This is a genomic window from Leisingera sp. ANG-M7 (assembly GCF_000813965.1).
In the GTDB taxonomy this organism is placed as follows: domain Bacteria; phylum Pseudomonadota; class Alphaproteobacteria; order Rhodobacterales; family Rhodobacteraceae; genus Leisingera.
In genome coordinates this window covers 53,802-78,084 of the sequence record NZ_JWLI01000016.1, presented here as the reverse complement: position 1 = coordinate 78,084, position 24,283 = coordinate 53,802, and the positions used below count along the sequence as shown (strand labels likewise).

General features: G+C 64.5%; 24 protein-coding genes. 10 read left to right on the top strand and 14 right to left on the bottom strand.

Going from position 1 to position 24,283, the window contains the following annotated elements; all coding sequences use genetic code 11:
- Positions 1 to 41: 41 nt before the first annotated feature.
- The 6 genes from RA26_RS17070 to RA26_RS17045 form a co-directional block, all read right to left on the bottom strand.
- Complete coding sequence (locus RA26_RS17070) at positions 42 to 983, bottom strand: NAD-dependent epimerase/dehydratase family protein (RefSeq protein ID WP_039185650.1); 942 nt, start codon at positions 981 to 983, stop codon at positions 42 to 44.
- On the bottom strand, positions 980 to 2,083 hold the full coding sequence (gene rfbG, locus RA26_RS17065) for a CDP-glucose 4,6-dehydratase (RefSeq protein WP_039185649.1): 1,104 nt from the start codon (positions 2,081 to 2,083) through the stop codon (positions 980 to 982). The genes RA26_RS17070 and rfbG overlap by 4 nt, the downstream gene beginning before the upstream one ends.
- Entirely contained in the window at positions 2,083 to 2,913 is an 831-nt protein-coding gene (gene rfbF / locus RA26_RS17060) for a glucose-1-phosphate cytidylyltransferase (protein ID WP_052272470.1), read from the bottom strand. Before rfbF ends, rfbG begins: the two co-directional genes overlap by 1 nt.
- Complete coding sequence (gene rfbH, locus RA26_RS17055) at positions 2,910 to 4,274, bottom strand: lipopolysaccharide biosynthesis protein RfbH (protein WP_241482675.1); 1,365 nt, start codon at positions 4,272 to 4,274, stop codon at positions 2,910 to 2,912. Before rfbH ends, rfbF begins: the two co-directional genes overlap by 4 nt.
- Before the next feature lie 80 nt (positions 4,275 to 4,354).
- On the bottom strand, positions 4,355 to 5,224 hold the full coding sequence (locus RA26_RS17050; RefSeq protein ID WP_039185646.1) for a glycosyltransferase family 2 protein: 870 nt from the start codon (positions 5,222 to 5,224) through the stop codon (positions 4,355 to 4,357).
- 883 nt (positions 5,225 to 6,107) lie between these two features.
- On the bottom strand, positions 6,108 to 6,704 hold the full coding sequence (locus RA26_RS17045; RefSeq protein ID WP_039185644.1) for a GcrA family cell cycle regulator: 597 nt from the start codon (positions 6,702 to 6,704) through the stop codon (positions 6,108 to 6,110).
- 161 nt (positions 6,705 to 6,865) lie between these two features.
- Between RA26_RS17045 and RA26_RS17040 the strand changes: the two genes are divergently transcribed.
- Positions 6,866 to 7,678 carry an ABC transporter permease gene (locus RA26_RS17040; protein ID WP_039185642.1) on the top strand — a complete coding sequence of 271 codons (813 nt, stop codon included), beginning with the start codon at positions 6,866 to 6,868 and terminating at the stop codon, positions 7,676 to 7,678.
- Positions 7,679 to 7,683: 5 nt separating this feature from the next.
- On the opposite strand, the gene RA26_RS17035 is transcribed toward RA26_RS17040, so the two are convergent.
- Complete coding sequence (locus RA26_RS17035) at positions 7,684 to 8,919, bottom strand: MFS transporter (protein WP_039185640.1); 1,236 nt, start codon at positions 8,917 to 8,919, stop codon at positions 7,684 to 7,686.
- A 129-nt stretch (positions 8,920 to 9,048) separates the two neighbouring features.
- Positions 9,049 to 9,960 (bottom strand): DMT family transporter, encoded by a 912-nt coding sequence (locus RA26_RS17030; protein WP_039185639.1) that lies wholly within the window; start codon positions 9,958 to 9,960, stop codon positions 9,049 to 9,051.
- Between the two features lie 420 nt (positions 9,961 to 10,380).
- Between RA26_RS17030 and RA26_RS17025 the strand changes: the two genes are divergently transcribed.
- The 4 genes from RA26_RS17025 (at position 10,381) to RA26_RS17010 (ending at position 14,111) form a co-directional block, all read left to right on the top strand.
- Positions 10,381 to 11,556 carry an aspartate aminotransferase family protein gene (locus tag RA26_RS17025; RefSeq protein WP_039185967.1) on the top strand — a complete coding sequence of 392 codons (1,176 nt, stop codon included), beginning with the start codon at positions 10,381 to 10,383 and terminating at the stop codon, positions 11,554 to 11,556.
- Positions 11,557 to 11,635: 79 nt separating this feature from the next.
- Positions 11,636 to 12,562 carry an ornithine carbamoyltransferase gene (argF, locus tag RA26_RS17020; protein WP_039185638.1) on the top strand — a complete coding sequence of 309 codons (927 nt, stop codon included), beginning with the start codon at positions 11,636 to 11,638 and terminating at the stop codon, positions 12,560 to 12,562.
- Positions 12,563 to 12,728: 166 nt separating this feature from the next.
- Positions 12,729 to 13,304 carry an isochorismatase family protein gene (locus RA26_RS17015; RefSeq protein WP_039185637.1) on the top strand — a complete coding sequence of 192 codons (576 nt, stop codon included), beginning with the start codon at positions 12,729 to 12,731 and terminating at the stop codon, positions 13,302 to 13,304.
- A 90-nt stretch (positions 13,305 to 13,394) separates the two neighbouring features.
- Positions 13,395 to 14,111: an SDR family NAD(P)-dependent oxidoreductase gene (locus RA26_RS17010; protein ID WP_039185635.1), complete on the top strand. Its 717-nt coding sequence runs from the start codon at positions 13,395 to 13,397 to the stop codon at positions 14,109 to 14,111.
- A gap of 74 nt (positions 14,112 to 14,185) precedes the next feature.
- On the opposite strand, the gene RA26_RS17005 is transcribed toward RA26_RS17010, so the two are convergent.
- From RA26_RS17005 to hrpB, 3 genes are all read right to left on the bottom strand, one after another.
- Positions 14,186 to 15,667 carry an inorganic phosphate transporter gene (locus tag RA26_RS17005; protein ID WP_039185633.1) on the bottom strand — a complete coding sequence of 494 codons (1,482 nt, stop codon included), beginning with the start codon at positions 15,665 to 15,667 and terminating at the stop codon, positions 14,186 to 14,188.
- 90 nt (positions 15,668 to 15,757) lie between these two features.
- Positions 15,758 to 16,216: an NUDIX hydrolase gene (locus RA26_RS17000; RefSeq protein ID WP_039185632.1), complete on the bottom strand. Its 459-nt coding sequence runs from the start codon at positions 16,214 to 16,216 to the stop codon at positions 15,758 to 15,760.
- Positions 16,217 to 16,397: 181 nt separating this feature from the next.
- Positions 16,398 to 18,857: an ATP-dependent helicase HrpB gene (gene hrpB / locus RA26_RS16995; protein WP_039185964.1), complete on the bottom strand. Its 2,460-nt coding sequence runs from the start codon at positions 18,855 to 18,857 to the stop codon at positions 16,398 to 16,400.
- A 197-nt stretch (positions 18,858 to 19,054) separates the two neighbouring features.
- On the opposite strand from hrpB, the gene meaB reads away from it, so the two are divergent.
- The 4 genes from meaB (at position 19,055) to RA26_RS16975 (ending at position 21,560) form a co-directional block, all read left to right on the top strand.
- Positions 19,055 to 20,032, top strand: a complete 978-nt coding sequence (meaB, locus tag RA26_RS16990) for a methylmalonyl Co-A mutase-associated GTPase MeaB (protein ID WP_052272469.1) — start codon at positions 19,055 to 19,057, stop codon at positions 20,030 to 20,032.
- A 219-nt stretch (positions 20,033 to 20,251) separates the two neighbouring features.
- Complete coding sequence (gene rpmB / locus RA26_RS16985) at positions 20,252 to 20,542, top strand: 50S ribosomal protein L28 (RefSeq protein ID WP_019296104.1); 291 nt, start codon at positions 20,252 to 20,254, stop codon at positions 20,540 to 20,542.
- 116 nt (positions 20,543 to 20,658) lie between these two features.
- Positions 20,659 to 21,030 carry a hypothetical protein gene (locus RA26_RS16980; RefSeq protein ID WP_241482674.1) on the top strand — a complete coding sequence of 124 codons (372 nt, stop codon included), beginning with the start codon at positions 20,659 to 20,661 and terminating at the stop codon, positions 21,028 to 21,030.
- Positions 21,031 to 21,086: 56 nt separating this feature from the next.
- The gene (locus tag RA26_RS16975; RefSeq protein WP_039185630.1) at positions 21,087 to 21,560 is read left to right on the top strand and encodes a copper chaperone PCu(A)C; all 474 of its coding nucleotides are present in this window, start codon (positions 21,087 to 21,089) and stop codon (positions 21,558 to 21,560) included.
- A gap of 84 nt (positions 21,561 to 21,644) precedes the next feature.
- Here the strand turns inward: RA26_RS16975 and RA26_RS16970 are convergent, their stop codons facing one another.
- A complete protein-coding gene (locus RA26_RS16970) occupies positions 21,645 to 22,352 on the bottom strand; it encodes an NAD-dependent deacylase (RefSeq protein WP_039185629.1) in 708 nt (235 codons plus the stop codon).
- Positions 22,353 to 22,402: 50 nt separating this feature from the next.
- Between RA26_RS16970 and RA26_RS16965 the strand changes: the two genes are divergently transcribed.
- Positions 22,403 to 22,840: a low molecular weight protein-tyrosine-phosphatase gene (locus tag RA26_RS16965; RefSeq protein WP_039185628.1), complete on the top strand. Its 438-nt coding sequence runs from the start codon at positions 22,403 to 22,405 to the stop codon at positions 22,838 to 22,840.
- Here the strand turns inward: RA26_RS16965 and RA26_RS16960 are convergent, their stop codons facing one another.
- Entirely contained in the window at positions 22,841 to 23,806 is a 966-nt protein-coding gene (locus RA26_RS16960; RefSeq protein ID WP_039185627.1) for a LysR family transcriptional regulator, read from the bottom strand.
- Positions 23,807 to 23,971: 165 nt separating this feature from the next.
- Positions 23,972 to 24,283: a hypothetical protein gene (locus RA26_RS16955; RefSeq protein ID WP_039185626.1), complete on the bottom strand. Its 312-nt coding sequence runs from the start codon at positions 24,281 to 24,283 to the stop codon at positions 23,972 to 23,974.

Genomic DNA, 24,283 nt, shown 5'->3' with positions numbered 1-24,283 from the left:
GTGCTGAACCGCCGGTCGTTCGCGCGAAGCGCAAACTTGCATCAAAGGGCAAATCTCCTTGCACGCTGCTTGCAATCAGATCGGAGACATGAACTCTCCAGAAGCTCAGCCAATCCGGTCTGCAAATCGACCTGCGGGGACCAGCCTTCAAGTTGCTGACTGCCGGTCCAGTGTTTCATCCGCTCACCAGATTTGTAGGGGCGGGCGCCCCAGTTTGCCGGGACTTTCCTTCCTGACAGGTTTTCGATTTCCCGGGCAAGAAGCCTTGGCGTGATGGTTTGTCCGGATGTGACCTGGCATATGCGGTGGCGGCCGGCTGCTTCAGGTTTTGCAACTTTCTGCGCGGCGAGCATGACAGCAGCAACGGCATCCCTGACATGAAGGACATCCAACTCCTGCTCCCCCGGTGACAGATCTATTGCCTGGCCGCTGATTGCGGCGTCAATCAGCAGCCGGACAAGCCTGGGCCGGTTCTCGCCCGGGCCATAGATCACTGGCGCCTTCAGCGTGATGGCGGCGGCATGGTTCTGTTCGCAGTAGTAAGAGATGATCGAGGCTGCCGCGACCTTGGTTGCGGCATAGAGGCTGTTCGGGCTCAGCCTTCCGGACTCGCCATGCTCAAGGCATGTGCCAAGGTTCACGATGCGCAATCCGCCGCATAGATGCCCCGCTTCGCATAGCGCGGTTGTCAGAAGCAGATTGCTCTGAACCAGATCATCGACGTCGCTCGCCAAGTGTTCAGTTAAAACGCGGCCGCCGCAGTGAAGGATCAGGTCTGGTGCAAAGCCGCGGACGGTTTCGACAATGGCCTCCGTTTCTGTCGGGCTTTCGAGCCAGGACACGTTCTTTGATGCCGGGCCTTTGCGTCCTGGGCGAACCAGGCATCCGACCTCTTTTCCGGCTTCGATTAGGGCGGTCTTGACGTGTTGCCCGAGGAAGCCGATTGCCCCTGTCAAAAACACACGGCTGCTGGAGAAGTTCATTCGTCCGCCTTTGCGGTATAGCTGGAGATCTGGGAGCGGACGAGATCGTTGCGCGCTTGCAAATCCGGTGATTTGTACCACGCTGCTGTCATCCCGATCATGTCCCGCCACGCCAGCTTCGGCCGCCAGCCCAGCAAGTGCCTGGCCTTTGTGCAGTCCAAAGCCAGCAAGCCCGCCTCGTGCAGGCCGCCGTGGCAGCGTTGTGAACTCCAGGAAAGTTCATGGCCGAGACCTTCGGCAAGTGCATCGACGGTCTCCGCGACTGTTCTGGTGGAACCGGCATCCGGGCCGAAATTCCATCCCTGTGCGGCCTTACCGGGGTCTGTTGCCCCTGTTTCGGCAAGCAGGAGATAGCCGGAAAGAGGTTCCAGAACATGCTGCCATGGCCGGGTTGCCTGCGGGCAGCGGATGTCCAGTTGCCGCCCTCCGCGCAGCGCACGCACGGCGTCGGGTATCAGGCGGTCCACACTCCAGTCGCCGCCGCCGATGACATTGCCGGCACGGGCGCTCGCCAGGCTCACGCCGTGGCTGGAATGCTGGTCAGGCGGAAAATAAGACGACCTGAACGCGTCCGTAACAAGCTCCGTGCAGCCCTTGGAGCTGGAGTACGGGTCATGTCCGCCCATCTGGTCGGTTTCGCGGTAGCCCCAGACCTGTTCACGGTTTTCATAGCATTTGTCACTGCTGACAACGACGATGCTGCGCAGACCAGGCAGATCTCGGCATATATTCAGCACATGCACGGTGCCCATGACATTGGTTGAATAAGTGCCAACCGGGTCAGCATAAGATTTGCGGACGATGGGCTGTGCTGCCAGGTGCAGCATAACTTCCGGGCGGAACGCTTCGATGGCCGCACGCAGCGCGGCCTCGTCGCGTGTGTCGCCGCAGATGTGATCCATCCGTGACGCCAGGTCCAGTTCATCAAAGAGGCTCGCCGTTCCTGCAGGCAGCCCTTCGGTTGCGGGCGGCAGCGCAAAACCGCGCAGGTTTGCGCCAAGGTCCAGCAGCCAGGATGAGAGCCAGCTGCCCTTGAAACCTGTGTGGCCGGTCACAAAAACACGGCGGTTGCGCCAGAAACCGGAGGATATGCCTTGCATCAGTGAAGCCCTTTCCAGGATTGCGGTAAGTGCTGCCGGGGAGCGGAGGGCTGGACCTGGGCTCCCTCCCAAAGTTTCCAGGGTGCGCGGCCCTCTTTCCACAGGGTTTCGAGCGCGACCTTGTCGCGGAGGGTGTCCATCGGCTGCCAGAACCCGTCGTGGTGGTAGGCCGCCATTTCGCCGGCTGAAACCAGCCGCCGCATTGGCGCGTCTTCCCACATGTCGCTGTCGCCGCCGATGGTATCCAGGGCTTCGGGCTCCAGAACGAAGAACCCGCCGTTGATACGGCCGCCTTCGCCCCGCGGCTTTTCGACAAACCCAGTCACCGACCGGTCGCTCAGTTCCAGGAGGCCGAAGCGGCCCGGTGGCGCCACAGCGGTCACGGTGGCCATTTTGTCGTGGGATTTGTGAAAAGCTACCAGGCTGGAGATGTCGATATCGCCGACTCCGTCCCCGTAGGTCATGCAAAAAGTGTCGTCGAGCAAGTGGCGCACCCGTCTGAGCCTGCCGCCGGTCATGGTTTCCTCACCCGTATCGATCAGGCTGATCCGCCAGGGTTCGGCGCTGGCACGGTGCACCTCGACGGAGCCGCGCGCCATGTCCAAGGTCACGTCTGACATTTGCAGGGCGTAGTTGGCAAAGAACTCCTTGATCAGGTAGCCTTTGTAGCCCAGGCAGATGACGAAATCCGTGATGCCATGGGCGGTGTACATCTTCATGATGTGCCACAGGATCGGGCGGCCGCCGATCTCGACCATGGGCTTGGGCTTGAGGCTGGTCTCTTCGGCCAGTCGGGTGCCGAGGCCGCCTGCCAGGATCACGGCTTTCATTGCGCAGCTGCCTTTCCGCCAATCAGCTGGGTGCGGGTCACCTCAGCAAGCGTGTCGACCATGTAATCCAGCTGCTCGGCGCCAAGGCCGGGCCAGACCCCGATCCAGAAGGCGTCGTTCATCAGCTTGTCCGTTACATCAAGGGATCCGGCGACGCGGTAAGGCGCGCGGGCAAAGGCCGGCTGGCGGATCAGGTTGCCGGCGAACAGCAGCCGGGTGCCGACTTTTTTGTCTTCAAGCGCGGCCGTCACGTCGCGGCGGCTAAGCGGAACGCCATCCCGGATGGTCAGCAGAAAGCCGAACCATGAGGGGTTGGTGCCCGGCGTCGGTTCCGGCAGGTGATAGTATTCTTCAAGGCCGGCTGCCCTGACCCGTTGCACCAGCCCATCAAAATTCGCCCGCCGGGCCGCAATGAAACGGTCCAGTTTCCGGAGCTGGCTCAGGCCAACCGCAGCCTGCATGTCGGAGACCTTCAGGTTATAGCCGATATGGCTGTAGGTGTATTTATGGTCGTAGCCTTGCGGCAGGTCGCCAAGCTGCCAATCGAACCGTTTGCCGCAAGTGTTGTCGGTTCCCGGCGCGCAGTAGCAGTCGCGTCCCCAGTCCCGGAAGCTTTCGCAGATCCGCGCCAGGCGCATGCTGCTGGTCAAGATTGCACCGCCTTCGCCCATCGTGATGTGATGTGCCGGATAGAAGCTGAGCGTGGCCACATCGCCAAAAGTGCCGACGCCCCGTGCCGAGCCATCGGATGTTGTGACCGTGGCGCCGAATGCATCGCAGCAGTCCTCAATCAGATACAGCCCATGCGCACGGCAGATTTCGGCGATCCGCACAACGTCAAAGGGATTTCCCAGGCTGTGCGCGATCATGATCGCGCGGGTCTTGCTGCTGATGGCGGCCTCGATCAGGTCAACGTTCACGTTATGGGTCGCCAGGTCCACATCGACGTAGACCGGAATGCAGCCGTTCTGCAGGATCGGCGCAACGGTTGTGGGAAAGCCCGCCGCAACGGTGATGATCTCGGACCCAGGTTCAATCCGCGCCTTGCCCAGCTTCCAGGACGTGAGCGTTGTGAACGCCAGCAGGTTTGCGGCGGACCCCGACACCGTCAGCTTGGAGAGCTTGGTTCCGAACACTTGCGCCAGCTGCTTCTCGAAATCAGCCGCATAGCGGCCCGCGGTCAGCCACATGTCCAGCGCGGCATCCACAAGGCTGGCGCAGTCGTCCCCATCCATGACCTTGCCGGAGGGGGGAAGGTAGGTCTCTCCCGGCACAAAGGCGGGTTTCGGCTGCTGTTCAAAGAACTTGTGCGCGGCAGTTACAATCTCTTCTCGGGATGGCTGCTCTCGTTCCATGCTCATGATCTCTTGGTTGTTAATTTCGGGGGCAGGGGCCTGTTCTTTCTCCGGCTCAGCCTTAGGTTCGCTGCGGCGGGCTGTTCCTAGGTGTCTGCGAGCGCGGCCATTACTTCTGTTTCCGAGGGGAGTTGCCCCTTGATGGACGCGCGCATCACGCTGTTGTCGCCCAGGTACAAACGCATGAAGCCAGGTTTCATGGCCTCGTAGCGCGCTGAGGGCATAATGTGTTTGCAGGCCCCGAAATACTGCACGAGGCCGTCAAAAACCGCCCGGTGCCTGGCCCAGGCCCCATCCTCTTTTTCATCCGCGTTGAAATACACCAGCGGGTAGCCAAAGTAGTGCGCGGTTCCCTTTTGCCAGGCCAGGTGAAACGGCACTGCATACAGATGCAGGCTGCCGATGAACCCTTCCAGCTTGCCGTGGATCTTTTGCAGATGCGATGACTTGTAGAACAGCCCCGCGTGCCGCGGGATGTAAAACAGCATAGCCTTGTGAAAATTGGGGCTGTCCGGCTCAAGGAAAGACACTCTGTTGTATGGTCCTTCCTTCAGTTTGTAGTCTTTGGGAGCAGCCTCGGATCGCAGTTCGAAGTGATCGAACAAAACGGCGTCCTGGTTCTGGCGGACTGCAATCTCAAGTAGATCGAAGGGATGCGCAAACCCTTTTGCAAAAAGGTCATCGTCGCTGATCGACAGCACGAAGTCGCAGGTCTGGCTGACACGCTCGAAGGCTGAGTACATGTTGCTGTCGAAGCCATCTCCGGGGTTCACCAGATAGCTGTCGCACAGCGCCTCGATCTCATGGCGTTGCGGGTTGCCGGGGTCGCTGTCGGTTACGCAGATATCGAAAGAAAGATCCCCTTGGTAGGTAGACCTGTATTCTCCGATCTGGTGCAGCAGGCGAAGAAGGCTCGCGTGGCGCTTGTACGTGGGGATCAGAATGCAAACCTTCATGTTCTGCCTTTTCTGAAATTGTGCTGAAAAATTTTCTTTGCTTTTGAAGGGTGTAGCTTTGAGTCGGTTAACAAGGGGTCAACAGGAGGCAATTTCAGGTTGTGTTTCGTCGTTTTCAGTTGCTTTGCTCGGTGGAGGAGGCGGCAGGCTAAACCGGCTCAGTTGCACACCTAAGAAAGCAAGCCGGGGCGCAACAAAAGCCGGGTTTGAAAGGGACTGGAACCGCCGCGATCAGGCGATCCGAAGTGAGGAACTTGTAGTAAGCCAACATAGCTGAGTTGGTTTGCGTGCTGGAAACACATGCCGGAAATTACTGTTCCGGCATCCCGTTTGTCCGGCCTGGAAAAGGTGAAAGGTCTGCACGAAAACCGTCTGTTTCCGCTGACCAAAGTTGCACCGGTGGAAAGTCCATCATGCTAGCGGTAGTCCCGTTATGCGGGAGTGGGGCCCTTCACCAAAACGATAACTCAAGCCGCAGCAACCCGGATTGCCAGCTCCTCGACGGCCGAAACGGCTGCAGCGAAAGAGCGGCTTCACGGCCGTGCTTCGGACAGTTCTTGAATGACTGCTATCGCAGCATTGGCTGTAAGGCAGCGGTGAGTGCGCCGGACCTGCGAGCGGATGCTGTATCAGCAAGCACACGGACAGGCAGCGGTGGCAGAGGCCCGCAGAGATGTCACTCAGTTCAATACCCGGAATGTCTGATCCATTGTGCAGACCGGACACAGTTTGATGATTGGGCTATGCCGCGAAAGTTAACCGCCAGATGCGGTAGCTTATGGGGAACGCATTCTGCCACACGGCCTCAATTGCCAAAAGGCAGGCAACACAAAAAAAGCCCCGGACGCAATGCCGGGGCTTTGAATTCTCTGATCGGCGCCGGTCAGCGGCGGCGGTCGCGGCGCGAGGACATCGGCTGGAACGCCACGCCCACATGCGCCTCGCAATAGGGTTTGCCCTGCTGGGAGGGCAGGCCGCAGAACCAGAAGTCCTCAGTTGCGGGGTCGCCGACCGGCCATTTGCAGGTGCGCTCGGTCAGTTCCATCAGGCCCAGCTTCTTGGCCTTTTTCTCGACCTCGTTCACCTTGGCCAGCGCCTCGGGGCTGATTTCATTGGCCGAGGGCTGCGGCGGCAGCGGCTGGCCGGCAGGGATGATCTGGCGGCGCGCAGGCGTTGCCGGTTTTGCGTCTGCCGCAGGCTGGGCGGCTGCCGGGCGCGCTGGTTCGGTCTTGGGCTGCGGCTTGGGCTTGGCTGCGGCGGCAGGTTTCGGCGTTGCTGCCGCGGGGGCTGCTGCCGGCTTTTCCTTCGGCTCAGCCGCCTTGGATCCGCCGCTGTTGCGGTTGGACAGGCCGAGGCGGTGCACCTTGCCAATGACGGCGTTGCGGGTGACGCCGCCCAGTTCCTTGGCGATCTGGCTGGCCGACTGGCCCTCGCCCCACATTTTCTTGAGCAGTTCGACGCGCTCGTCTGTCCAGGACATCTGTTGCCTTTCCAAGCTAATAGCGGCCCCAGGGGTTCTGCGGCCGCCATCATATTCCGTGTGATCGCCCTATTCTAATCACTGCGGGCGGAGTTACAAGGCATCTTGCGCCTATTGGCACAGCCGTTATGCAGTCCGGGCAGCGAAATGCAGGGGGCAGCATGGCAGAGCAGGGCTATCAGGTGGAATTGGGCGCGCGCCGTTTCGGGCGGGTGAACTGGCTGGGGCTCAAGGCGCTGGCCTGGCGCGAGGTGAAACGGTTCCTGGCGGTCTGGACCCAGACCCTGCTGGCGCCGCTGGTGACCGCGGCGCTGTTCCTGATGATCTTCAACATTGCCATCGGCCCCAAACGCGGTGATGTGATGGGGGTGCCGTTCCTGACATTCCTGGCACCGGGTATCATGATGATGACGGTGATCCAGAATGCCTTTGCAAACACCTCATCCTCCATCGTTATTGCCAAGGTGCAGGGCAATATCGTCGACACGCTGATGCCGCCTCTGTCGGGGCTGGAGATCCTGCTGGGCTATCTGGCCGGCGCGGTGGCGCGCGGCACGCTGGTGGCGCTGGGCATCGGGCTGGGGCTGATGGCGGTGCTGCAGATCGTGCCCGCGCATCCGCTGGTGGCGCTGGTGTTCATTGTGCTGGGCGCGGCCTTCCTGGGCGGCCTGGGCATCGTCGCCGGCGTGTTCGCCGACAAGTTCGACCAGATGGCGGCGATCACCAACTTCATCGTGACTCCTTTGGCGTTCCTGTCCGGCACGTTTTATTCAGTGGAGGCGCTGCCGCCGGTGCTGAAGGTGATCTCGCATCTGAACCCGGTGTTCTATCTGATCGACGGGGTGCGATTCGGGGTGATCGGCACCTCCGACAGCCCGCCCTTGCTGGGGCTGGCGGTGTGCAGCGGCGCCACCTTTGCCGTCTGCCTGCTGGCCTGGGCCATGCTGCGCACCGGCTACCGCCTGAAGCCCTGAGGCGGCTATTCCGCGGGCAGCGGGTCCTCCGCAGGCGGCGCGGCTTTCCTGCGTCCCAGCCGCGGGTGCAGTTTGCCCGCCAGAAGCGCGGCATAGGCGGCAGCCGCGGCGCCGGCGGCAAAGATCCCGGCCAGCGGCGACACCATCAGAACCAGCCAGGCCACCCCGGGTGTCAGAATGCCGGAGATATCCCGGTAGCTGGAATAGACCGCCGACATCTCTGTGCGCTCCGACGGTTTCACCGCCATCAGAAACGGCAGACCGCCGCAGATATCCAACAGGATCAGCGCCGCAGACCCCGCCATCAGCAAAGCCACTGCGGCCGCAGGCCAGTCCTGCAGCGCCGCTGCGGCGCCGAAACAGGCCGCAACGGTCAGAAACCCCGTACGCACGGCCAGACGGATCGAATGCCACTGCACCCAGCGCTGCAGCAGCGGTGCGCCGAAAAGGCAGGCGTTGGTCACGGACAAGAGGATGCCGCCCAACTCCTGCCCGAGCCCCTTTTCGATGGCGAAGATCGGCAGGTAGACCACGTAAATCCACCAGCCGGCAGACCGGATCACCGCAAACAGAAAGCCGGTGATCAGCCGCGGCTGCTCCAGGAAGCGCGGCAGGTATTTCAGCGGGTTGGAGGCCGGGCCGCGGGCGCGGGCGATCTGCTTGCCGTTGCCCATCCGCATCCACCAGAAGGCCGCCAGCATCAGCAGTGCCGCCGCGGCGGAGATCAGGAACGGGGCAGGCGGCCACCAGTCCAGCAGCAGCACGCCGGCCATCGGCCCGGCGGTCCAGCCAAGGGCCGAATAGAACATGCGCGAGGTCTCGCATTTGCCCAGTTCCACCCGGGAAATGTAGTCCAGCACATAGGCGTTGAAGCAGATGAAGGTGGTGACGGCGGCCACGGTGTTGAGCGCCAGCGCCGCCAGCACTGAGGCGGGGCTGCCCTCGATCGCCAGCGCTGCCGAGGCCACGAACATCGCCGCTCCCAGGGAGTAGGCCCAGCGGCGCGGCACCAGCCGGACCAGCGCAGGCACCATCAGCCCCGCCAGCAGCGACAGGATGCCCACCGCGAAGTAGGAGGCCGAGACCAGCCCGGCGTTCCCCAGCGCCCGGTACATGATCAGCGGAAAGACTGAGATCAGCGTGCCGCGCACCACCGCCTCAAGCCCCGCCAGGATGCCGAAATCCCGGACCGAGGGCACCGGCGCGTGGCGCAGCCATTCGGGGATTCGCCTCTCGTGCATGGTCGCGCTCCTGTCCTGCTTAGGGGCAGGGTGGCGTGCCAGGCAGGCGGAACATGCCAGTTTTCGACCTCGGCGTCGCCACGGGGCATTTGAAGAAAATAACTTTTTGTGAGGGCAGTGGGGAGCGGGTTATTCCGCGCCCGCTGCCGCGCGGCCTGCGGGCGGCCGAACCCGGCCTTCACGCCAGGCCAGAATGGCAGCACCCGCCAGGATGATGCACGCGCCGAGGAAGGAAATGGCATCCGGCACCACGCCAAAGCCGAGGAAGTCGTAAAGTGCTGCAAACACCAGCGTGGCATAGCTGAACGGCGCCACGAACGAGGCATCCGCCCGTGCCATGCCGTTGATGAAACAGGCCTGCGCGCAGGCCATCAAGAGCCCCAGCGCTGCCAATGCGCCCCATTGCCCGGCGCTCGGCATCTGCCAGACCGGCAGCACCGCGCAGCTGGCTATCATCATGCCCAGAAGGTTGTTGAACCACAGCACCTGCAGCGGCCCTTCGCGGCCTGCGAGCTTCTTGATGAAAATCAGCTCCAGTCCCATCACGGCCGCCGCGCCGAGGGCCAGCAGTGCCGCAGGCTGGAAGCTGGCGGGCGTGGGCCTCAGCAGGATCATAGCCCCGATCATCGCAATCAGCGCCGCGCCCCAGCGCCACGGTCCGACCCGCTCGCCTAGCAGCGGGATCGCCAGCAGCATGCCGAAGACCGGATTGAGGAAGGTGATCGCGGTGGCATCGGCCAGCGGGATATAGGCGACGGAGGCAAACATCAGTGTCACCCCGGCCCAGCCGAAGGAGGTGCGCCCGATGTGATAGCCCCAATGCGGACGGATGAAGCGCGGGCGCAGGATCAGCACAGCGGTAGAAATTGCCATGAAGGCGAACAGGAAGCGCCCGTGGCTGATCTGCAACGGATGCAGCGGTGCACCCAAGCTCTCCGTTCCCAACGCCTTGGCTAGCAAAGTGGTGCCCGCAATGAAGGTGGTTGCCGCCAGGATCAGGGCAGCGGCCAGGGCCGGGTTCTGCGGGGTGTTGCGCGTCATGGCACAACCGGTGCGGCAAGCCGCCGCGGGATGCAAGGGGAAAGGTTTCGGTCCCTGACGTATTCTGCGGGCGCGGCTGCGCAGGCTTGGGAAGGCGAGGGGCGCCGCCCCTCTTGGCCTGGCGGCCAATTCACCCCGGAGTATTTCGCCAAAGGTGAAAAGGCCGGGCGGCGCATTGGCGGGGCAGGCTGCACAAAAGGGGTTTTCTTTCGCTAAAACCTCCACTATGGAACCCGCCTATGATCAAACGCGCATATACCACCATCTCGCGACGCCGACGCCGCCTGGCGTGACCGGCCCTTTGATCCCCTGTGCCTGCCGTGCAGCACATCCCCCATTCGAAATCCAATGATCCACCGTTGACCCAAGGCCAAGCTTACGTCACAGCTTTGGCTTCTACTTCTGAAAAGGATGATCCTGATGATCCCGTCCGTTCTGCCGACCTACAACCGCGCCCCGCTTGAGTTCGTCAAAGGCGAAGGCGCCTGGCTGACCACGGCGGACGGGCGCCGCTTTCTGGATCTGGGATCGGGCATCGCGGTTAATGCGCTGGGCCATGCCCATCCGGCGCTGGTGGAGGCGCTGACCTCCCAGGCGCAGAATCTGTGGCATGTCTCCAACCTTTACCAGATCCCGCAGCAGCAGGCGCTGGCGGACAAGCTGGTGGAGCATACCTTTGCCGACACCGTGTTCTTCACCAACTCGGGCACTGAGGCCTGCGAGCTGGCGGTGAAGATGGCGCGCAAGTATTTTTATGACAAGGGCCAGCCGGAGCAGGTCGAAATCATCACCTTTGACGGCTCCTTCCATGGCCGTTCCTCTGCAGGCATCGCCGCCGCAGGCTCCGAGAAGATGGTCAAGGGCTTCGGCCCGCTGCTGCCCGGTTTCGTGCATCTGACCTTTGGCGATCTGGACGGCGTCACCAATGCAATTTCGGACAGCACTGCCGCTATCATGATCGAGCCGGTGCAGGGTGAGGGCGGCATCCGCCCGGTCCCGGATGCAGAGCTGAAGGCGCTGCGCCAGATCTGCGACGACAACGGCCTGTTGCTGATCCTCGATGAGGTGCAATGCGGCGTCGGGCGGACCGGCAAGCTGTTTGCCCATGAATGGGCAGGCATCACCCCGGACATCATGATGGTGGCCAAGGGCATCGGCGGCGGCTTCCCGCTGGGCGCGGTGCTGGCCACCGAGGACGCCGCCAGCGGCATGACCGCGGGCACCCACGGCTCCACCTACGGCGGCAACCCGCTGGGCTGCGCGGTGGGCTGCGCGGTGATGGATCATGTGGCTGATCCGGACTTCCTGGCCGAGGTGAACCGCAAGGCGGGCCTGCTGCGGCAGAAACTGGAAGGGCTGGTGGCCGACCACCCCGAGGTGTTCGAAGAGGTGCGCGGCTCCGGCCTGATGCTGGGCCTCAAGTGCGCGGCGGCGAACATTGATGTGGTCAACGCGGGCTACGCCAACGAACTGATCACCGTTCCGGCCGCGGACAACGTGATCCGCCTGCTGCCGCCGCTGACCCTGACGGACGAGGATATCGCCGAGGCCGTCAGCCGCCTGGAGAAAACCGCCGCCCAGGTTGAAACGGCCTGATCTTATTCTGGCCAGTAATATCCTCGGGAGTCCGGGGGCAGACAGCCCCCGGCTTCCGGCAGAACAAAGCGACAAAGTTATGAACCATTTCCTCGACATTCACAAAACCGGCCCCGCTGACCTGCGCGCAATCATCGACCAGGCCAAGGCCACCAAGCAAGCGCGCTTGGGCCGCCCCAAGGCAGCGCTGGATGATGAGCTGCCGCTGAAAGACCGGATGGTGGCGCTGATCTTTGAAAAACCCTCAACCCGGACCCGTGTCTCCTTTGACGTTGGCGTGCGCCAGATGGGCGGCCAGACCATGGTGCTGTCGGGCAAGGACATGCAGCTGGGCCACGGCGAGACCATTGCCGACACCGCCCGCGTCCTCAGCCGTTATGTCGACATGATCATGATCCGCACCTTTGATGAGACCGTGCTGACCGAGATGGCGGAGTATTCCGACGTGCCGGTGATCAACGGCCTGACCGACCGCACCCACCCCTGCCAAATCATGGCGGACGTGCAGACCTACGAGGAGCACCGCGGCTCCATCAAGGGCAAGAAAGTGGTGTGGTGCGGCGACGGCAACAACGTCTGCGCCTCCTTCATCCATGCGGCCGGCCAGTTCGGCTTCGATCTCACCTTCACCGGGCCTTCGCAATTGGACCCGGAGGAAGAATTCATGGGGCTGGCGCGCAAGGCGGGATCCAAGATCGTGGTTGAGCGTGATGCCGTGAAGGCCGTGGAGGGCGCCGATCTGGTGGTCGCCGACACCTGGGTGTCGATGCATGACAGCCAGTCCTCCAAGGAGCGCCGCCACAACATGCTGCGCCCCTATCAGGTCAACGACGCGCTGATGGCGCATGCCAAGCCCGACGCGCTGTTCATGCACTGCCTGCCGGCCCACCGCGAGGAAGAGGTGACCTCTGCCGTCATGGACGGGCCGCAGTCGGTGATCTTTGACGAGGCCGAAAACCGCTTGCACGCACAGAAGGCGATCATGCGCTGGTGCCTGGGCGGCTGAGGCTGGTTGCCATTCCGGTTTTGCCAGGGCGCGCAGCAGTAACATCTGCTGCGCGCCTTTTTTGTGCGCTATGCGCCCGTGACGCTGGGGCAAAGGAGTTTGCACTGGCCGCCGGGCGCGGCTTCGGCAAACCTTCTGTCAAGGAACACATCGCAAGGATATGCCCATGGACCGCAGCACAGCCCTGTTGATCGTCGACATGCAGCAGGAGATGGCCAATGTGGCTGCCTCGGGCCGTCCGCAGGCCAACCCGCAGGCGGAGGAGACGGTGGCGGCGCTGGCCGCGGCCTTCCGCGCCGCGGGTCTGCCGGTGGTGCATGTGATGCATGACGACCCGAGGCCCGAGAGCAAGTTCCGCCGCGATCTGCCCAGCGGCCAGCCCTTGCCCTGCGCTGTGCCGCAGGCGGGCGAGGCGGTGTTCTGGAAGACCGGCTCATCCGGGTTCTACGGCACCGGGCTGGAGCGCCATCTGCGGGACGCCGGGATCACCCGGCTGGTGATCGTTGGCGGGGTGGCGGCCTTCTGTGTCAATTCCACTGCCCGTTCTGCCGCCAACCTCGGGTTTGAGATTGAGGTGGCGGAGGATGCGCTGATCGCCTTTGACATGCCCGCGCGCAAGGGCGGGATGCTGGATGCCGGAACGGTTCTGGAAGTCACCCTGTCCGCGTTGCATGCGGGCTTTGGCAAGGTCCTGACATCGGCAGATGTTCTGGCGCAGCTGCCTGCCGGGGCAGAGGCCTGACACGGCCGCGGGCCAAGGCGGGACCCCATTTCCCTTGTGCCGGTGCCGGTTTCCCGCCAGCATTTCCCTGTTTCGCATGGGAGGTGCATCATGGGCACATCATCCAAACCGCAGGCTCTGATCGTCGGGGCAGGAACCGGACTGTCAGCCGCCTTTGCCCGGCAGCTCTCGTCCGCCGGTTACGCAGTGCATCTGGCGGCGCGCAATACAGCCAAGCTGGAGGCGCTGGCGGCGGAAGCCGGGGCCGCGCTGCACGGGCTCGACGGCACCGATGCCAAAGGGACGTCCGCGCTCATCAACAGCCTGCCCGGCGATCTGCGGGTCGCCTGCTACAACCCCTCGGCCCGGCTGCGCGGGCCGGTGGCGGAGCTGGACCCGGAGGCCGTGCGCAAAGCGGTGGAGGTGACCGCCTATGGTGCCTTTGTGCTGGGGCAGGCAGCGGCCGGGCGGATGCTGGCGCAGCAGCCCGAAGACGGGCGGCGCGGCACCATCCTGTTCACTGGCGCCTCGGCGGGCGTCAAGGGCTTTGCGCACTCCGCGCCCTTTTCGATGGGCAAGTTCGCGCAGCGCGGGCTGGCGCAGTCGATGGCGCGGGAGCTGCACCCCAAGGGCATTCATGTCGCCTGGGTCAATATCGACGGCGGCATCCGCAATGCCGCGCGGCCGGAGCGGACAGAGGCGGCAGACAGCCCCGACAGTATGCTGGACCCCGACGCCATTGCCGCTGAGTACATGCACCTGATCCTTCAGCACCGCTCCGCCTGGAGCGATGAATTGGTGCTGCGGCCCTGGGTGGAGCGGTTCTAGGGAGCCACGCAAGGCAAAGAAAAACCCCCGCAGCCTGACGGCGCGGGGGTTCGTTTTTGTTGCGGCGGTGCGGCTCAGCCGACGAACGTGTTGAGCAGCAGGTAGATCACTGCGGACAGCAGCGCGGCGGCCGGAACGGTGATCACCCAGGCGGCCACGATGGTCATGAAGTGGCTGCGGCGCACCAGCTTGCGGCGGCGGCGTTCCTCGGGTGCGATGCGCTTCTCCACCGGGCGGCCTGCGGCGGATTTCTTCAGGCGGCGCTCCATGTGCCACTCGCGGAAGAAGCCGACGCCGAACACAGCGCCCACCGCGATATGGGTGGAGGAGACCGGCAGACCCAGCCAGCTGGCGACAATCACGGTGATCGCGGCCGACAGCGACACGCAGTAGGCGCGCATCGGGTTCAGCTTGGTGATCTGGCTGCCGACCATGCGGATCAGCTTGGGGCCGAACAGGAACAGACCGAAGGAGATGCCGAAGGCGCCGATCACCATCACCCAGGTCGGGATGGCGACCTTGGAGGCAAAATCGCCGAACTCGGTGGCGTGCACGATGGCGGCCAGCGGGCCGACCGCGTTGGCGACGTCATTGGCGCCGTGGGCAAAGGACAGGAGACCTGCGGAAATCACCAGCGGCAGGCCGAACAGCGCCTTCAGCGACTTGTTGCGGTTCTCCATGCCCTCGGACTGGCGCTTGATCAGCGGCGCGGTGATAACATAGGAAACCGCCCCGATGCCGGCCCCAATCAGCAGGGCGGTCTGCAGGTCGATCTTGACGATCTTCTTGAGGCCTTTGAGGGCCAGATAGGCACCAAAGGCAGCGGCCATGACGGCGACCAGCACCGGCACCCAGCGCCGTGCTGCGGCGATCTTGTCGTCCTGATAGATGATCTTGGCCTTGATGAACGCGAGGAACAGCGCAGCGATGATGCCGCCCAGCACCGGCGAGATGACCCAGCTGGCGGCAATCTTGCCCATGGTGGGCCAGTTCACCGCGGCGGTGCCTGCGGCGGCCACACCGGCGCCCAGCACGCCGCCCACGACGGAGTGGGTGGTGGACACAGGCGCGCCAACCCAGGTCGCCAGGTTCACCCACAGCGCCGAGGAGATCAGCGCTGCCATCATCGCCCAGATGAAGATGCTGCTGCTGCTGACCGCGGCGGGATCGATAATGCCCTTGGAAATGGTCGAAACCACGTCGCCGCCCGCCAGCAGGGCGCCTGCGCTCTCACAGATGGCGGCAATCACGATGGCGCCGCCCATGGTCAGCGCGTTTGCACCCACCGCCGGCCCCATGTTGTTGGCAACGTCATTGGCGCCGATATTGATCGCCATATAAGCGCCGAACGCGGCGGCGGCGATCACTACCATGCTCATCGCCGAGCCGCCAAAGAACACGCCGGCGGCAAGACCGGCCAGCACGATGAAAGCGAGCGCTATACCCGGCGCCACCAGCGGGCGGGAGGCATAGCTGGTGGCCAGCTCCAGCTGGGAGATCCTGTTCAGATCCTTATCCAGCGTGTTCCATTGCGGGCGCTGATCTTCGTGGCTCATCGTCGCATTCCTGATTCCGGGGTCTGGGCACGCGCCTACCCCCGCTCAGGAAACGGTTCAAGCTTCTGACATGAAAATGTCACATAACTTTTACAATTGACGCAAAACGGCCTGCAATTGCGGCTCGTGCACCAGCCCGGCGGCTTGATCCGGCGTCATCCACTCACGGGTGCGCTCGGTGGATTCCGGATAATCGTCTTCCAGCTGCTCCACCTCGGCTTCGAAGATCAGGGTGGTCACTGGCTCTTCGGTGCCGTTGTCGTGGCGCTTGGTGAAGTGGTATTCGCCGATCGGCTGCGGCGTGATGCGTGCCGCCTTGACACCGGCTTCCTCCCAGGCTTCCTGCAGTGCCGACTCCGGACCGTCCTTGCCCTCGACCGGCCAGCCCTTGGGCAGGATCCAGCGTCCGGTGCCGCGGCTGGTGATCATCAGCACCTCCTTGCCATCCGCACCCATGCGGTAGCACAGGGCGGCAACCTGCACGCGGGCAGGGCGCTGCAGCATCGGTTTGATGATCTCGTTCCAGGCGCGGGTCAGCGGGCTTGTCATGGGTGCTCAGCCTTTGTTGTTGGGGAAGTTCCCGTGTTTATGTGTGCAATTGTGGGAATCTACGCATGAATTCCCGGGGGTGCAAGGCGATCTGTGAGTTTGCCGTGCATCAGACCGCAGGTCAGAGGCGGGGCTCCCGTCCGCTGGTCTGTGCATCACAGATGCGCCGCGTTGCGGCCTGCTATTTGCGCCGCTTCGCCCTGAGCGTCGGGTCTTCCTGCGTCGGGTCTTCGGGCCAAGGGTGCTTAGGGTACTGGGCGCGCATGTCCTTTCTGACATCGGCATAAGAGCCGGCCCAGAAGCCGGGCAGGTCGCGGGTGATCTGGATCGGTCGCTGGGCGGGCGATAGCAGCGAGACCTTCAGCGGCACGCCGCCCACGGACGGGTGGCGGGTGACTCCGAACATCTCCTGCAGGCGGACCGATATTTCGGGGATCTCGCCGTCATAGCTGATCGGGATCTTGCGGCCCAGCGGGGTGATGAAGCTGCCCGGCGCCTCGCGGTCCAGTACTTGCGTCTGCTCCCAGCTGAGCACCGCCTTCAGCGCGGGCAGCAGATCAAAGCGTTTCCAGTCTTCGGCCGATTTCACCCCGTCCAGCATCGGCAGAAGCCAGTCTTCCAAGCTGTCCGTCAGGCCGGGCAGGGAGAAGTCCGGCAGGTCAATACCTTCCGCCCGCACCAGCTCCACCCGCGCGGCCAGCCGCGCTGCCGCACCCGATAGCCGCAGGCCCAGGTCGCGCACCCCGTCCAGCATTGCCCGCGCCACGGCGTCCGGCGGCACGTCCTTCCAGATCCGGTCGTCGAGCACCACGGCGCCGAACCGTTCCTGCTGGCGCGCCACCACCCGGCGGTCGCGCTTCGACCATGCGCAGCTGTCCTCCCAGGCAATCTGGCCGGCAAACAGCTCCCGGATGTCGCCCTGCGAGATTTGCGCCGCCATCCGGATCTTCGCTTCCCGCGGGTTGCCGTCAGTATCCAGCGCCACGATGAACGGTGCCCCCGCCAGAGTGTCGCCGCCGTCCAATATGGCGCCCTTGCCGCCGGACAGCACAAACCGTGGATTATCGCCCTTGCGGCGCTGGCCGATGCGGTCGGGATAGGCCAGCGCGGCCATCATTGCCGCCGACAATCCCGCATCGCGGCGGCCCGCTTGTTTCTCCAGCCGACGCGCCTCGCTCTTGATCCGTTCTGCCACCGGGCGGTTCAGCTGATATGGATGGCCGCGCATAAACCCCTTGGGGTCCCGCAGCGCCTTCAGCCGCAAGGACAGATCCGCGGGCGCCCCGCGCAGCGGGTCGCGTTCGCCCAGCAGGGCCGCCAGGGGCGCAGCGGCAGGGCCTGCCTGCAGCAGCATATGCCCAAGCCGCGGGTGCAGCGGCAGAGCGGCCAGCGCCTTGCCATGCTCCGTGATACGTCCCTGCGCATCCAGGGCGCCGAGCATGGCAAGCAGTGCTTGCGCCTCTGCAATTGCGCCTGCGGGCGGCTGGGTCAGGAACATCAGATCGTCAGGAGCGGCGCCCCACAGCGCCAGCTCCAGCGCCAGCGCAGTAAGGTCGGCGCTTTCGATCTCGGCAGGAGGAAACGCCATCAGCGCACCTTCCTCGCCTTTGGTCCACAGCCGGTAGCAGATGCCCTCCGCCACCCGGCCAGCGCGGCCCTGCCGCTGGGTGGCCTCGGCGCGGGTCACTTTCTCTGTCACCAGCCGCGACATGCCGGAGCCGGGATCGAACCGCGCGCGCCGCGCCTGGCCCATATCGACCACCACCCGGATGTCTTGAATGGTCAGCGAGGTCTCGGCGATCGAGGTCGCCAGCACGACCTTACGGCCCTGCGGCTCGGGCTGGATCGCCGCGCGCTGCTCGGCAAAGGGCAGGGCGCCGAACAGCGGCCGGATATGGCAGTGGCCGGGCAGGCGTTTTTCCAGCGCACCAGCAGCGCGGCGGATTTCGCCCTCGCCGGGCAGGAAAACCAGGATGCCGCCGCCATTGCCGGGTCCGGCAGCGCGGGTTTCCTTCTCTGCCTGCACCACCAGATCCGCCAAGGCGTCCACGCGCCGCGCTTGCGCGGGCAGGGGGCGCTCCAGCCAGCGGGTCTCCACCGGATAGCTGCGGCCCTCGGAGGTGACCATCGGCGCGTCCATCAGTGCCGCGACCGGCCCGGCATCCAAAGTCGCGGACATCGCCAGCAGCATCAGGTCATCGCGCAGTGCACCTGCCACCTCCAGGCACAAGGCCAGCCCCAGGTCGGCGTTCAGGGAGCGTTCGTGGAATTCGTCAAAGATCACCGCGCCGACACCGGGCAGGTCCGGGTTCGATTGCAGCATCCGGGTCAGGATGCCCTCGGTCACCACTTCGATCCGCGTCGCCTTCGAGACCTTGGCATCGCCGCGCACCCGGTAGCCGACGGTTTCGCCTGCCTTCTGCCCCAGCGTTTCTGCCATCCGCTCCGCTGCGGCACGGGCGGCGAGGCGGCGCGGTTCCAGCATCACGATGCGGCCCGCGGTCAGCCCGGCCTCCAGCATTGCCAGCGGCACCCGTGTGGTCTTGCCCGCGCCGGGCGGTGCCTGCAGCACGGCACGGCCGCGGGCGCGCAGGGCGTCCAGCAGTTCGGGGAGGGCGTCTTCGATCGGCAATCTGGTCATCTCAGCCTTATCGCCAAAGGCGCGGGGGAGGTCCAGCGGCCTTGCAGCGCCCGGCACTGCGCAAACCGCACCCACCGCGGCGGATTTGCCGCCTTTCCTGCGGCGTGTGCTGATGTAGGGTGCGCGCCAGACGGCAGGGGCTGGACTTTGCGGCGCGGCTTGCGCCAAGGTCCGCCCATTACATCAGGAAGGCACGCATGGACACCGAACAGCTGACACAGAAGATCCTCGATGGCGACCGCCGGGCGCTGGCCCGTGCCATCACCCTGGTGGAAAGCGGCCGCGAGGATCACCGCGCCAGGGCGGGCGAGCTGTTGTCGGAACTGGCAAAGCACAAGCGCCAGTCGCTGCGCATCGGCCTGTCGGGCACGCCCGGGGTGGGGAAATCCACCTTCATCGAAAGCTTCGGCATGATGCTGACGGGCCTTGGCCTGCGGGTGGCGGTGCTGGCGGTTGATCCCAGCTCTGCCCGCTCCGGCGGGTCGATCCTGGGCGACAAGACCCGGATGGAACGCCTGAGCCGCGAGCGCAATGCCTTCATCCGCCCGTCCCCCAGCCAGAGCCACCTGGGCGGCGTCGCCCGCCGCTCCCGCGAAGCGGTGGCACTGTGCGAGGCAGCAGGCTTTGACGTGGTGCTGATCGAAACGGTCGGGGTGGGGCAGTCGGAAACCGTGGTGGCAGAGATGTCGGACCTGTTCCTCCTGTTGCTGGCGCCCGCGGGCGGCGATGAGCTGCAGGGGGTGAAGCGCGGCATCATGGAAATGGCTGACCTCATCCTGGTGAACAAGGCAGACGGGCCGCTGAAACCCGTCGCCACCCGCACCTGCGCCGACTACGCCGGCGCCCTGCGGCTGCTGCGCAAGCGCCCGCAGGACCCTGAGGGCTTCCCCAAGGCGCTGATGGTCTCCGCTGTCGAGGAGCACGGGCTGGACAAGGCTTGGGAGGAAATGCAGGCGCTGACCGCCTGGCGCCGTGAAAACAGCCACTGGGACCGCCGCCGCGCTGATCAGGCCTGCTACTGGTTCGATCAGGAGGTGCGGCAGGCACTGCTGGCACGGCTGGAAACACCGGAGGCCAAGGCGCAGATGGCAGAACTGGCGGGAACTGTGGCCGAGGGCGGCAAAAGCCCGGGCGAGGCGGCGTGGATCATGCTGAAGGCGCTTGGCGCTGCCTAAGGCCCCTCCGGCAGGGCCGCAGCGGCGGCTGCCGCAGGCCCCTTGCAGCGGGCCGGAAAAGGGTGCAGTAAGCCCGGCAAGAAAGCTGAGTTGAATCACTTGACGCTGTTGCCGGTTGAGCGTAAGAGCAGCGGACCAGTTTTCGGGCGCAGCCAATGGCCGCGCCCCTTGTGATTTGGCACCGGACTGCCGGAGCCACCAAAAACGAAGGATGAAGATATGTCGCGCCGTTGCGAACTGACCGGAAAAGGCCCGATGACTGGCAACAATGTCAGCCACGCCAACAACAAAACCAAGCGCCGCTTTCTGCCCAACCTGAACGACGTGACCCTGCAGTCCGAAGTTCTGGGCCGTGGCGTCAAGCTGCGCATCTCCGCAGCTGCCCTGCGCTCTGTCGACCACCGCGGCGGCCTGGACGCGTTCCTGGCCAAAGCCAAGGACGAAGAGCTGTCGGCAAACGCGCTGAAAGTGAAGAAAGAGATCGCCAAGGCACAAGCCGCACAGGCTTAATTTCCTGGCCTGATCCCTTCACCGGATCGGATTACGGACACCGCGCAGAGGCAACTCTGCGCGGTGTTTGCGTTTGCGCAATCTGCCGCAGAGCGGGGCCTTGCGGCGGGCACGCCATGGGGGCATACCTGCCTGTGATGATGCACTTCTTGCGCATATCCCTTGGCCTGTTCCTGGCCCTGGCCGTTGCCTTGACGGCGCACAGCGCAGCCGCCCGGCAGGGGGAGCACGGCGCTGCAGGCCAGATGGTGATCTGCACCGGCACCGGCCCTGTCACAATCTATGTGGACAGCGAAGGCCAGCCGGCCAAACCGCCGCACAACTGCCCCGATTGCGTGATGCATGTGCTGGACGCGGTGGTGCAGCCCGCCGGGCTGGCGCTGCCGGTTTTGCTTTACAGCGAAATGACGGCGGGCCGGCAGGCCGTGCCAGCCTCGATTCAGTTGCTGCTGCGCGCCACCGCCCGGTCGCCTCCAGCGGCTGCCTGACCGGCCACGCACACTCCCAATTTGAAAACTGAATACCTATCAAGAGGAGACAGGATATGTCCCTGAAGTCTGTTGTCTTTGCAGCCGCGGCTGCCGCTGCCTTTGCCACCTCCGCCCTTGCAGGCGATGCGATGATCATGGTGCATGACCAATACGCACGCGTCTCGTCACCCACCGCCAAGGCCGGCGCTGCCTTCATGGAGATCATGAACAAGGGCGAGGCTGATGATCAGCTGATCGATGTGCGCTCTGACGTGGCCGCCAAGGTGCAGCTGCACACCCACAAGGAAGGCGATGACGGCGTCATGAAGATGATGCATGTGGAGGAAGGCTTTGCCGTCCCTGCAGGCGAAACCCACATGCTGATGCGCGGCGGCGACCACATCATGTTCATGGGCCTGAAGCAGGCGCTGAACCACGGTGACGTGGTCAAGGTGACGCTGGTCTTTGAGAAGGCGGGCGAGGTCGAGATCGAAGTGCCGGTGGATCTGGAGCGCAAGGCCGAAGGCCACTCCGGCCATTCCAACTGATCCGGGCAGGGCGGGCGCGGCGTCAGGCCGCGCTGCAGCCCTCCTTCGCGCCCAAAGCCCGCCGCGTGGCGGGCTTTTTGCCGTCTAGGACTGGCGGAGCAGCTCCGCCACCCAGGCGGGGACAGTTTCGCTGGCCGGGCCAAAGCGGCGCTCTGAAAAGCGGGAGGCGGTGGCCGACGGCTCCAGGTTCAGCTCCACCGTATGGGCGCCTGCCAGATGCGCCTCATCGACAAAAGCCGCGGCGGGGTAAACCTCGCCCGAGGTGCCGATGGCGGCAAACAGATCCGCCCCGGCCAGATGCGCATAGATCTCCTCCATGAAATACGGCATCTCACCGAACCAGACCACGTCGGGCCGCCCGGCAGGGGCCGCGCAGGCAGGGCAGGGCTGGCCGGTCTGCATTTCCATCGGCGCAGCCCAGCGGTGGCTGCAGGCGGCACAAAGCGCGCCCGCCAGTGTCCCGTGCAAATGCAGAACACGTTGCGCGCCGCCGGCCTCATGCAGCCCGTCGACGTTCTGGGTGACAATCACCACCTCGCCCGGATGCTCCCGCTGCAGCCGCGCCAGCGCCTGATGCGCAGGGTTGGGATCTGCGCCCGCTGCCTGAACGCGCCGCGCATTGTAGAAGCCATGCACTAGGTCCGGATTGCGGGCAAAGCCTTCGGGCGTTGCCACATCCTCGATCCGGTGCTGCGCCCACAGGCCGCCCGCGTCGCGGAAGGTGCCCAGCCCGCTCTCGGCGGAAATCCCGGCGCCTGTCAGGATGACGATCTTCTGACTGCTCTTTCCCATAGCCGCAGAACCTCCTATCACTGACCCCGGATCACAGGAGCCCTTTGCCCATGCCTACCCGTATTCTGTTTGTCTGCCTAGGAAACATCTGCCGCTCCCCCGCGGCCGAGGGCGTGTTCCGCGCGCTGTGCCCGGATGCCGAGACTGACAGTGCGGGCACTGCGTCCTACCACGTGGGTGAGCCGCCCTACGGCCCGATGCAGGCGGCAGCAACGGCGCGGGGGCTGGATATATCGGACCTGCGCGCCCGCCAGTTCCGGCGCGGCGATTTTGAAAGCTTCGACCTGATCATCGCCATGGATGCCAGCAACCTGGAAAACATCGAGGCCCTGCGTCCGGCTGGCAGCGAAACCCCGGTGCGCCTGTTCACGGACTACGCGCCGGAAGCCGGTGCCGACCATGTGCCCGACCCCTACTACACCCGCGACTTCGACGGCTGCCTGGACTTGATCGAACAGGCTGCCCAGGGCCTCAAGGCGGCGCTGTAGCTACTCGCCTATCACCCTGAAACCGCCCGCCAGGAACGGCATCTGCTGCACCGCAGGGTCGATCATATGGCTCTGCACCAGGCGGCGCACGGTCTCGGCCACATCCCGCGGCACCCGGTCGGCCCAGTCGGCAGCGGTGAACAAGGAGATCGTGCGGGACATCTCCCCGAACGGCAGCGGGAAAGCGTCGATCTGGTCGTGGAACCGGCCCGCGCGCATGTATCCTAGCGGCGTGGTGATCGCCCAGCCGATGCGCCGCGCCACCATTGCCATCAGCGCCAGATGCGAGCCGACCTCAAACCGGTCTTCGAACTCCAGCTTCTGGCGCCCCAGCAGCCCTTCGATCTGCTGTGAGATCAGCTGTTCGCGGGCATAGCGCAGGAACGGCAGATCCTGCAGCTGCTCTGCCGCCTGCGCCGCATCCGAGACCGCGCCGCGCGGCGCCACCAGGATGAAGGGATCGCGCACCAGCGGGTATTCCACCAGCCCCTCGTGCAAGCCCCCGGCGGTGGCGGCGATGGCGATATGCAGCTCCCGTGCTTCCATCGCCCGCACAACGTCATGGCTGGAGGCGGTGATCATCTTGAACCGGCATTGCGTCAGGCTATCCGCAAGAATAGTGGCCAGCCGCGGTGTCAGATCATTGTCGAAATCGTCAATCAGCCCGATCGACAGCGCCTGCAGGTGGGTCAGGTCCATCACCGTCAGCTCGCTCTGGGCCAGCCGCAGCTCGCCCAGCACTGCCTCGGTCCGTGCCAGAAAGCTGCGCCCGGCGGCGGTCAGCACCATCGGGCGGCGGCCATGGTCGATCAGCTCGCTGTCCAGCGCCTTCTCCAGGTTGCGCATCTGCTGGCTGACGGCCGGCTGGCTGAGACCGGTCATCTCGGCGGCCTGGGCCACGGACCCGGTCTTGGCCAAAGCCTCAAACACTTCCAGCCCGCGCAAGGAAACGCCCTTGATCAACATATCAACTGCTCCAATACCTTAGGCCGTTCTTTGCTGTTTGGCGCTGCGCGGTCAAGGGTGGCAATGCCGCAGTCTTTCCCCCTTGCGAAAATGCCGCAGCGCAGATGCATCAATGAAAAAGGCGCCCCGCAGGACGCCTTCAGCAAAGGTGATTGTGACGCCGCCTCAGCCGCAGCTGCGTGCCGCGTGGTCGCCAAAGGCCTTGTAGCGCAGCCACAGCCGCTCGTCGCTGCGGTTGGAGGACTGGCGCACCACCTGGGCCTGGTGCGGGTCGGCAAACCACTTGGAGACGGTCTTGCGCTCCGAGGCGGTCAGGCTGACGTTGGCGACCTTCTGGATGCAGTTGCAAAGCGAAGGCGAGGCCGCAGTGCGGTCCGACTGGCGGCAGGCGCGCTCAATCGAACCCGCCTCAGCACCTGCGGGTGCCAGTGCTGCAAGAAATCCAGCGCATAGCGCGGTTGTCAGGAAAGTTTTCAT

What these genes read in the sequence shown, in the direction of transcription:
- RA26_RS17070 (WP_039185650.1), bottom strand. Translation starts at nt 983, where the DNA reads ATGAACTTCTCCAGCAGCCGTGTGTTTTTGACAGGGGCAATCGGCTTC.
- rfbG (WP_039185649.1), bottom strand. Translation starts at nt 2,083, where the DNA reads ATGCAAGGCATATCCTCCGGTTTCTGGCGCAACCGCCGTGTTTTTGTG.
- rfbF (WP_052272470.1), bottom strand. Translation starts at nt 2,913, where the DNA reads ATGAAAGCCGTGATCCTGGCAGGCGGCCTCGGCACCCGACTGGCCGAA.
- rfbH (WP_241482675.1), bottom strand. Translation starts at nt 4,274, where the DNA reads ATGAGCATGGAACGAGAGCAGCCATCCCGAGAAGAGATTGTAACTGCC.
- RA26_RS17050 (WP_039185646.1), bottom strand. Translation starts at nt 5,224, where the DNA reads ATGAAGGTTTGCATTCTGATCCCCACGTACAAGCGCCACGCGAGCCTT.
- RA26_RS17045 (WP_039185644.1), bottom strand. Translation starts at nt 6,704, where the DNA reads ATGTCCTGGACAGACGAGCGCGTCGAACTGCTCAAGAAAATGTGGGGC.
- RA26_RS17040 (WP_039185642.1), top strand. Translation starts at nt 6,866, where the DNA reads ATGGCAGAGCAGGGCTATCAGGTGGAATTGGGCGCGCGCCGTTTCGGG.
- RA26_RS17035 (WP_039185640.1), bottom strand. Translation starts at nt 8,919, where the DNA reads ATGCACGAGAGGCGAATCCCCGAATGGCTGCGCCACGCGCCGGTGCCC.
- RA26_RS17030 (WP_039185639.1), bottom strand. Translation starts at nt 9,960, where the DNA reads ATGACGCGCAACACCCCGCAGAACCCGGCCCTGGCCGCTGCCCTGATC.
- RA26_RS17025 (WP_039185967.1), top strand. Translation starts at nt 10,381, where the DNA reads ATGATCCCGTCCGTTCTGCCGACCTACAACCGCGCCCCGCTTGAGTTC.
- argF (WP_039185638.1), top strand. Translation starts at nt 11,636, where the DNA reads ATGAACCATTTCCTCGACATTCACAAAACCGGCCCCGCTGACCTGCGC.
- RA26_RS17015 (WP_039185637.1), top strand. Translation starts at nt 12,729, where the DNA reads ATGGACCGCAGCACAGCCCTGTTGATCGTCGACATGCAGCAGGAGATG.
- RA26_RS17010 (WP_039185635.1), top strand. Translation starts at nt 13,395, where the DNA reads ATGGGCACATCATCCAAACCGCAGGCTCTGATCGTCGGGGCAGGAACC.
- RA26_RS17005 (WP_039185633.1), bottom strand. Translation starts at nt 15,667, where the DNA reads ATGAGCCACGAAGATCAGCGCCCGCAATGGAACACGCTGGATAAGGAT.
- RA26_RS17000 (WP_039185632.1), bottom strand. Translation starts at nt 16,216, where the DNA reads ATGACAAGCCCGCTGACCCGCGCCTGGAACGAGATCATCAAACCGATG.
- hrpB (WP_039185964.1), bottom strand. Translation starts at nt 18,857, where the DNA reads ATGACCAGATTGCCGATCGAAGACGCCCTCCCCGAACTGCTGGACGCC.
- meaB (WP_052272469.1), top strand. Translation starts at nt 19,055, where the DNA reads ATGGACACCGAACAGCTGACACAGAAGATCCTCGATGGCGACCGCCGG.
- rpmB (WP_019296104.1), top strand. Translation starts at nt 20,252, where the DNA reads ATGTCGCGCCGTTGCGAACTGACCGGAAAAGGCCCGATGACTGGCAAC.
- RA26_RS16980 (WP_241482674.1), top strand. Translation starts at nt 20,659, where the DNA reads ATGGGGGCATACCTGCCTGTGATGATGCACTTCTTGCGCATATCCCTT.
- RA26_RS16975 (WP_039185630.1), top strand. Translation starts at nt 21,087, where the DNA reads ATGTCCCTGAAGTCTGTTGTCTTTGCAGCCGCGGCTGCCGCTGCCTTT.
- RA26_RS16970 (WP_039185629.1), bottom strand. Translation starts at nt 22,352, where the DNA reads ATGGGAAAGAGCAGTCAGAAGATCGTCATCCTGACAGGCGCCGGGATT.
- RA26_RS16965 (WP_039185628.1), top strand. Translation starts at nt 22,403, where the DNA reads ATGCCTACCCGTATTCTGTTTGTCTGCCTAGGAAACATCTGCCGCTCC.
- RA26_RS16960 (WP_039185627.1), bottom strand. Translation starts at nt 23,806, where the DNA reads ATGTTGATCAAGGGCGTTTCCTTGCGCGGGCTGGAAGTGTTTGAGGCT.
- RA26_RS16955 (WP_039185626.1), bottom strand. Translation starts at nt 24,283, where the DNA reads ATGAAAACTTTCCTGACAACCGCGCTATGCGCTGGATTTCTTGCAGCA.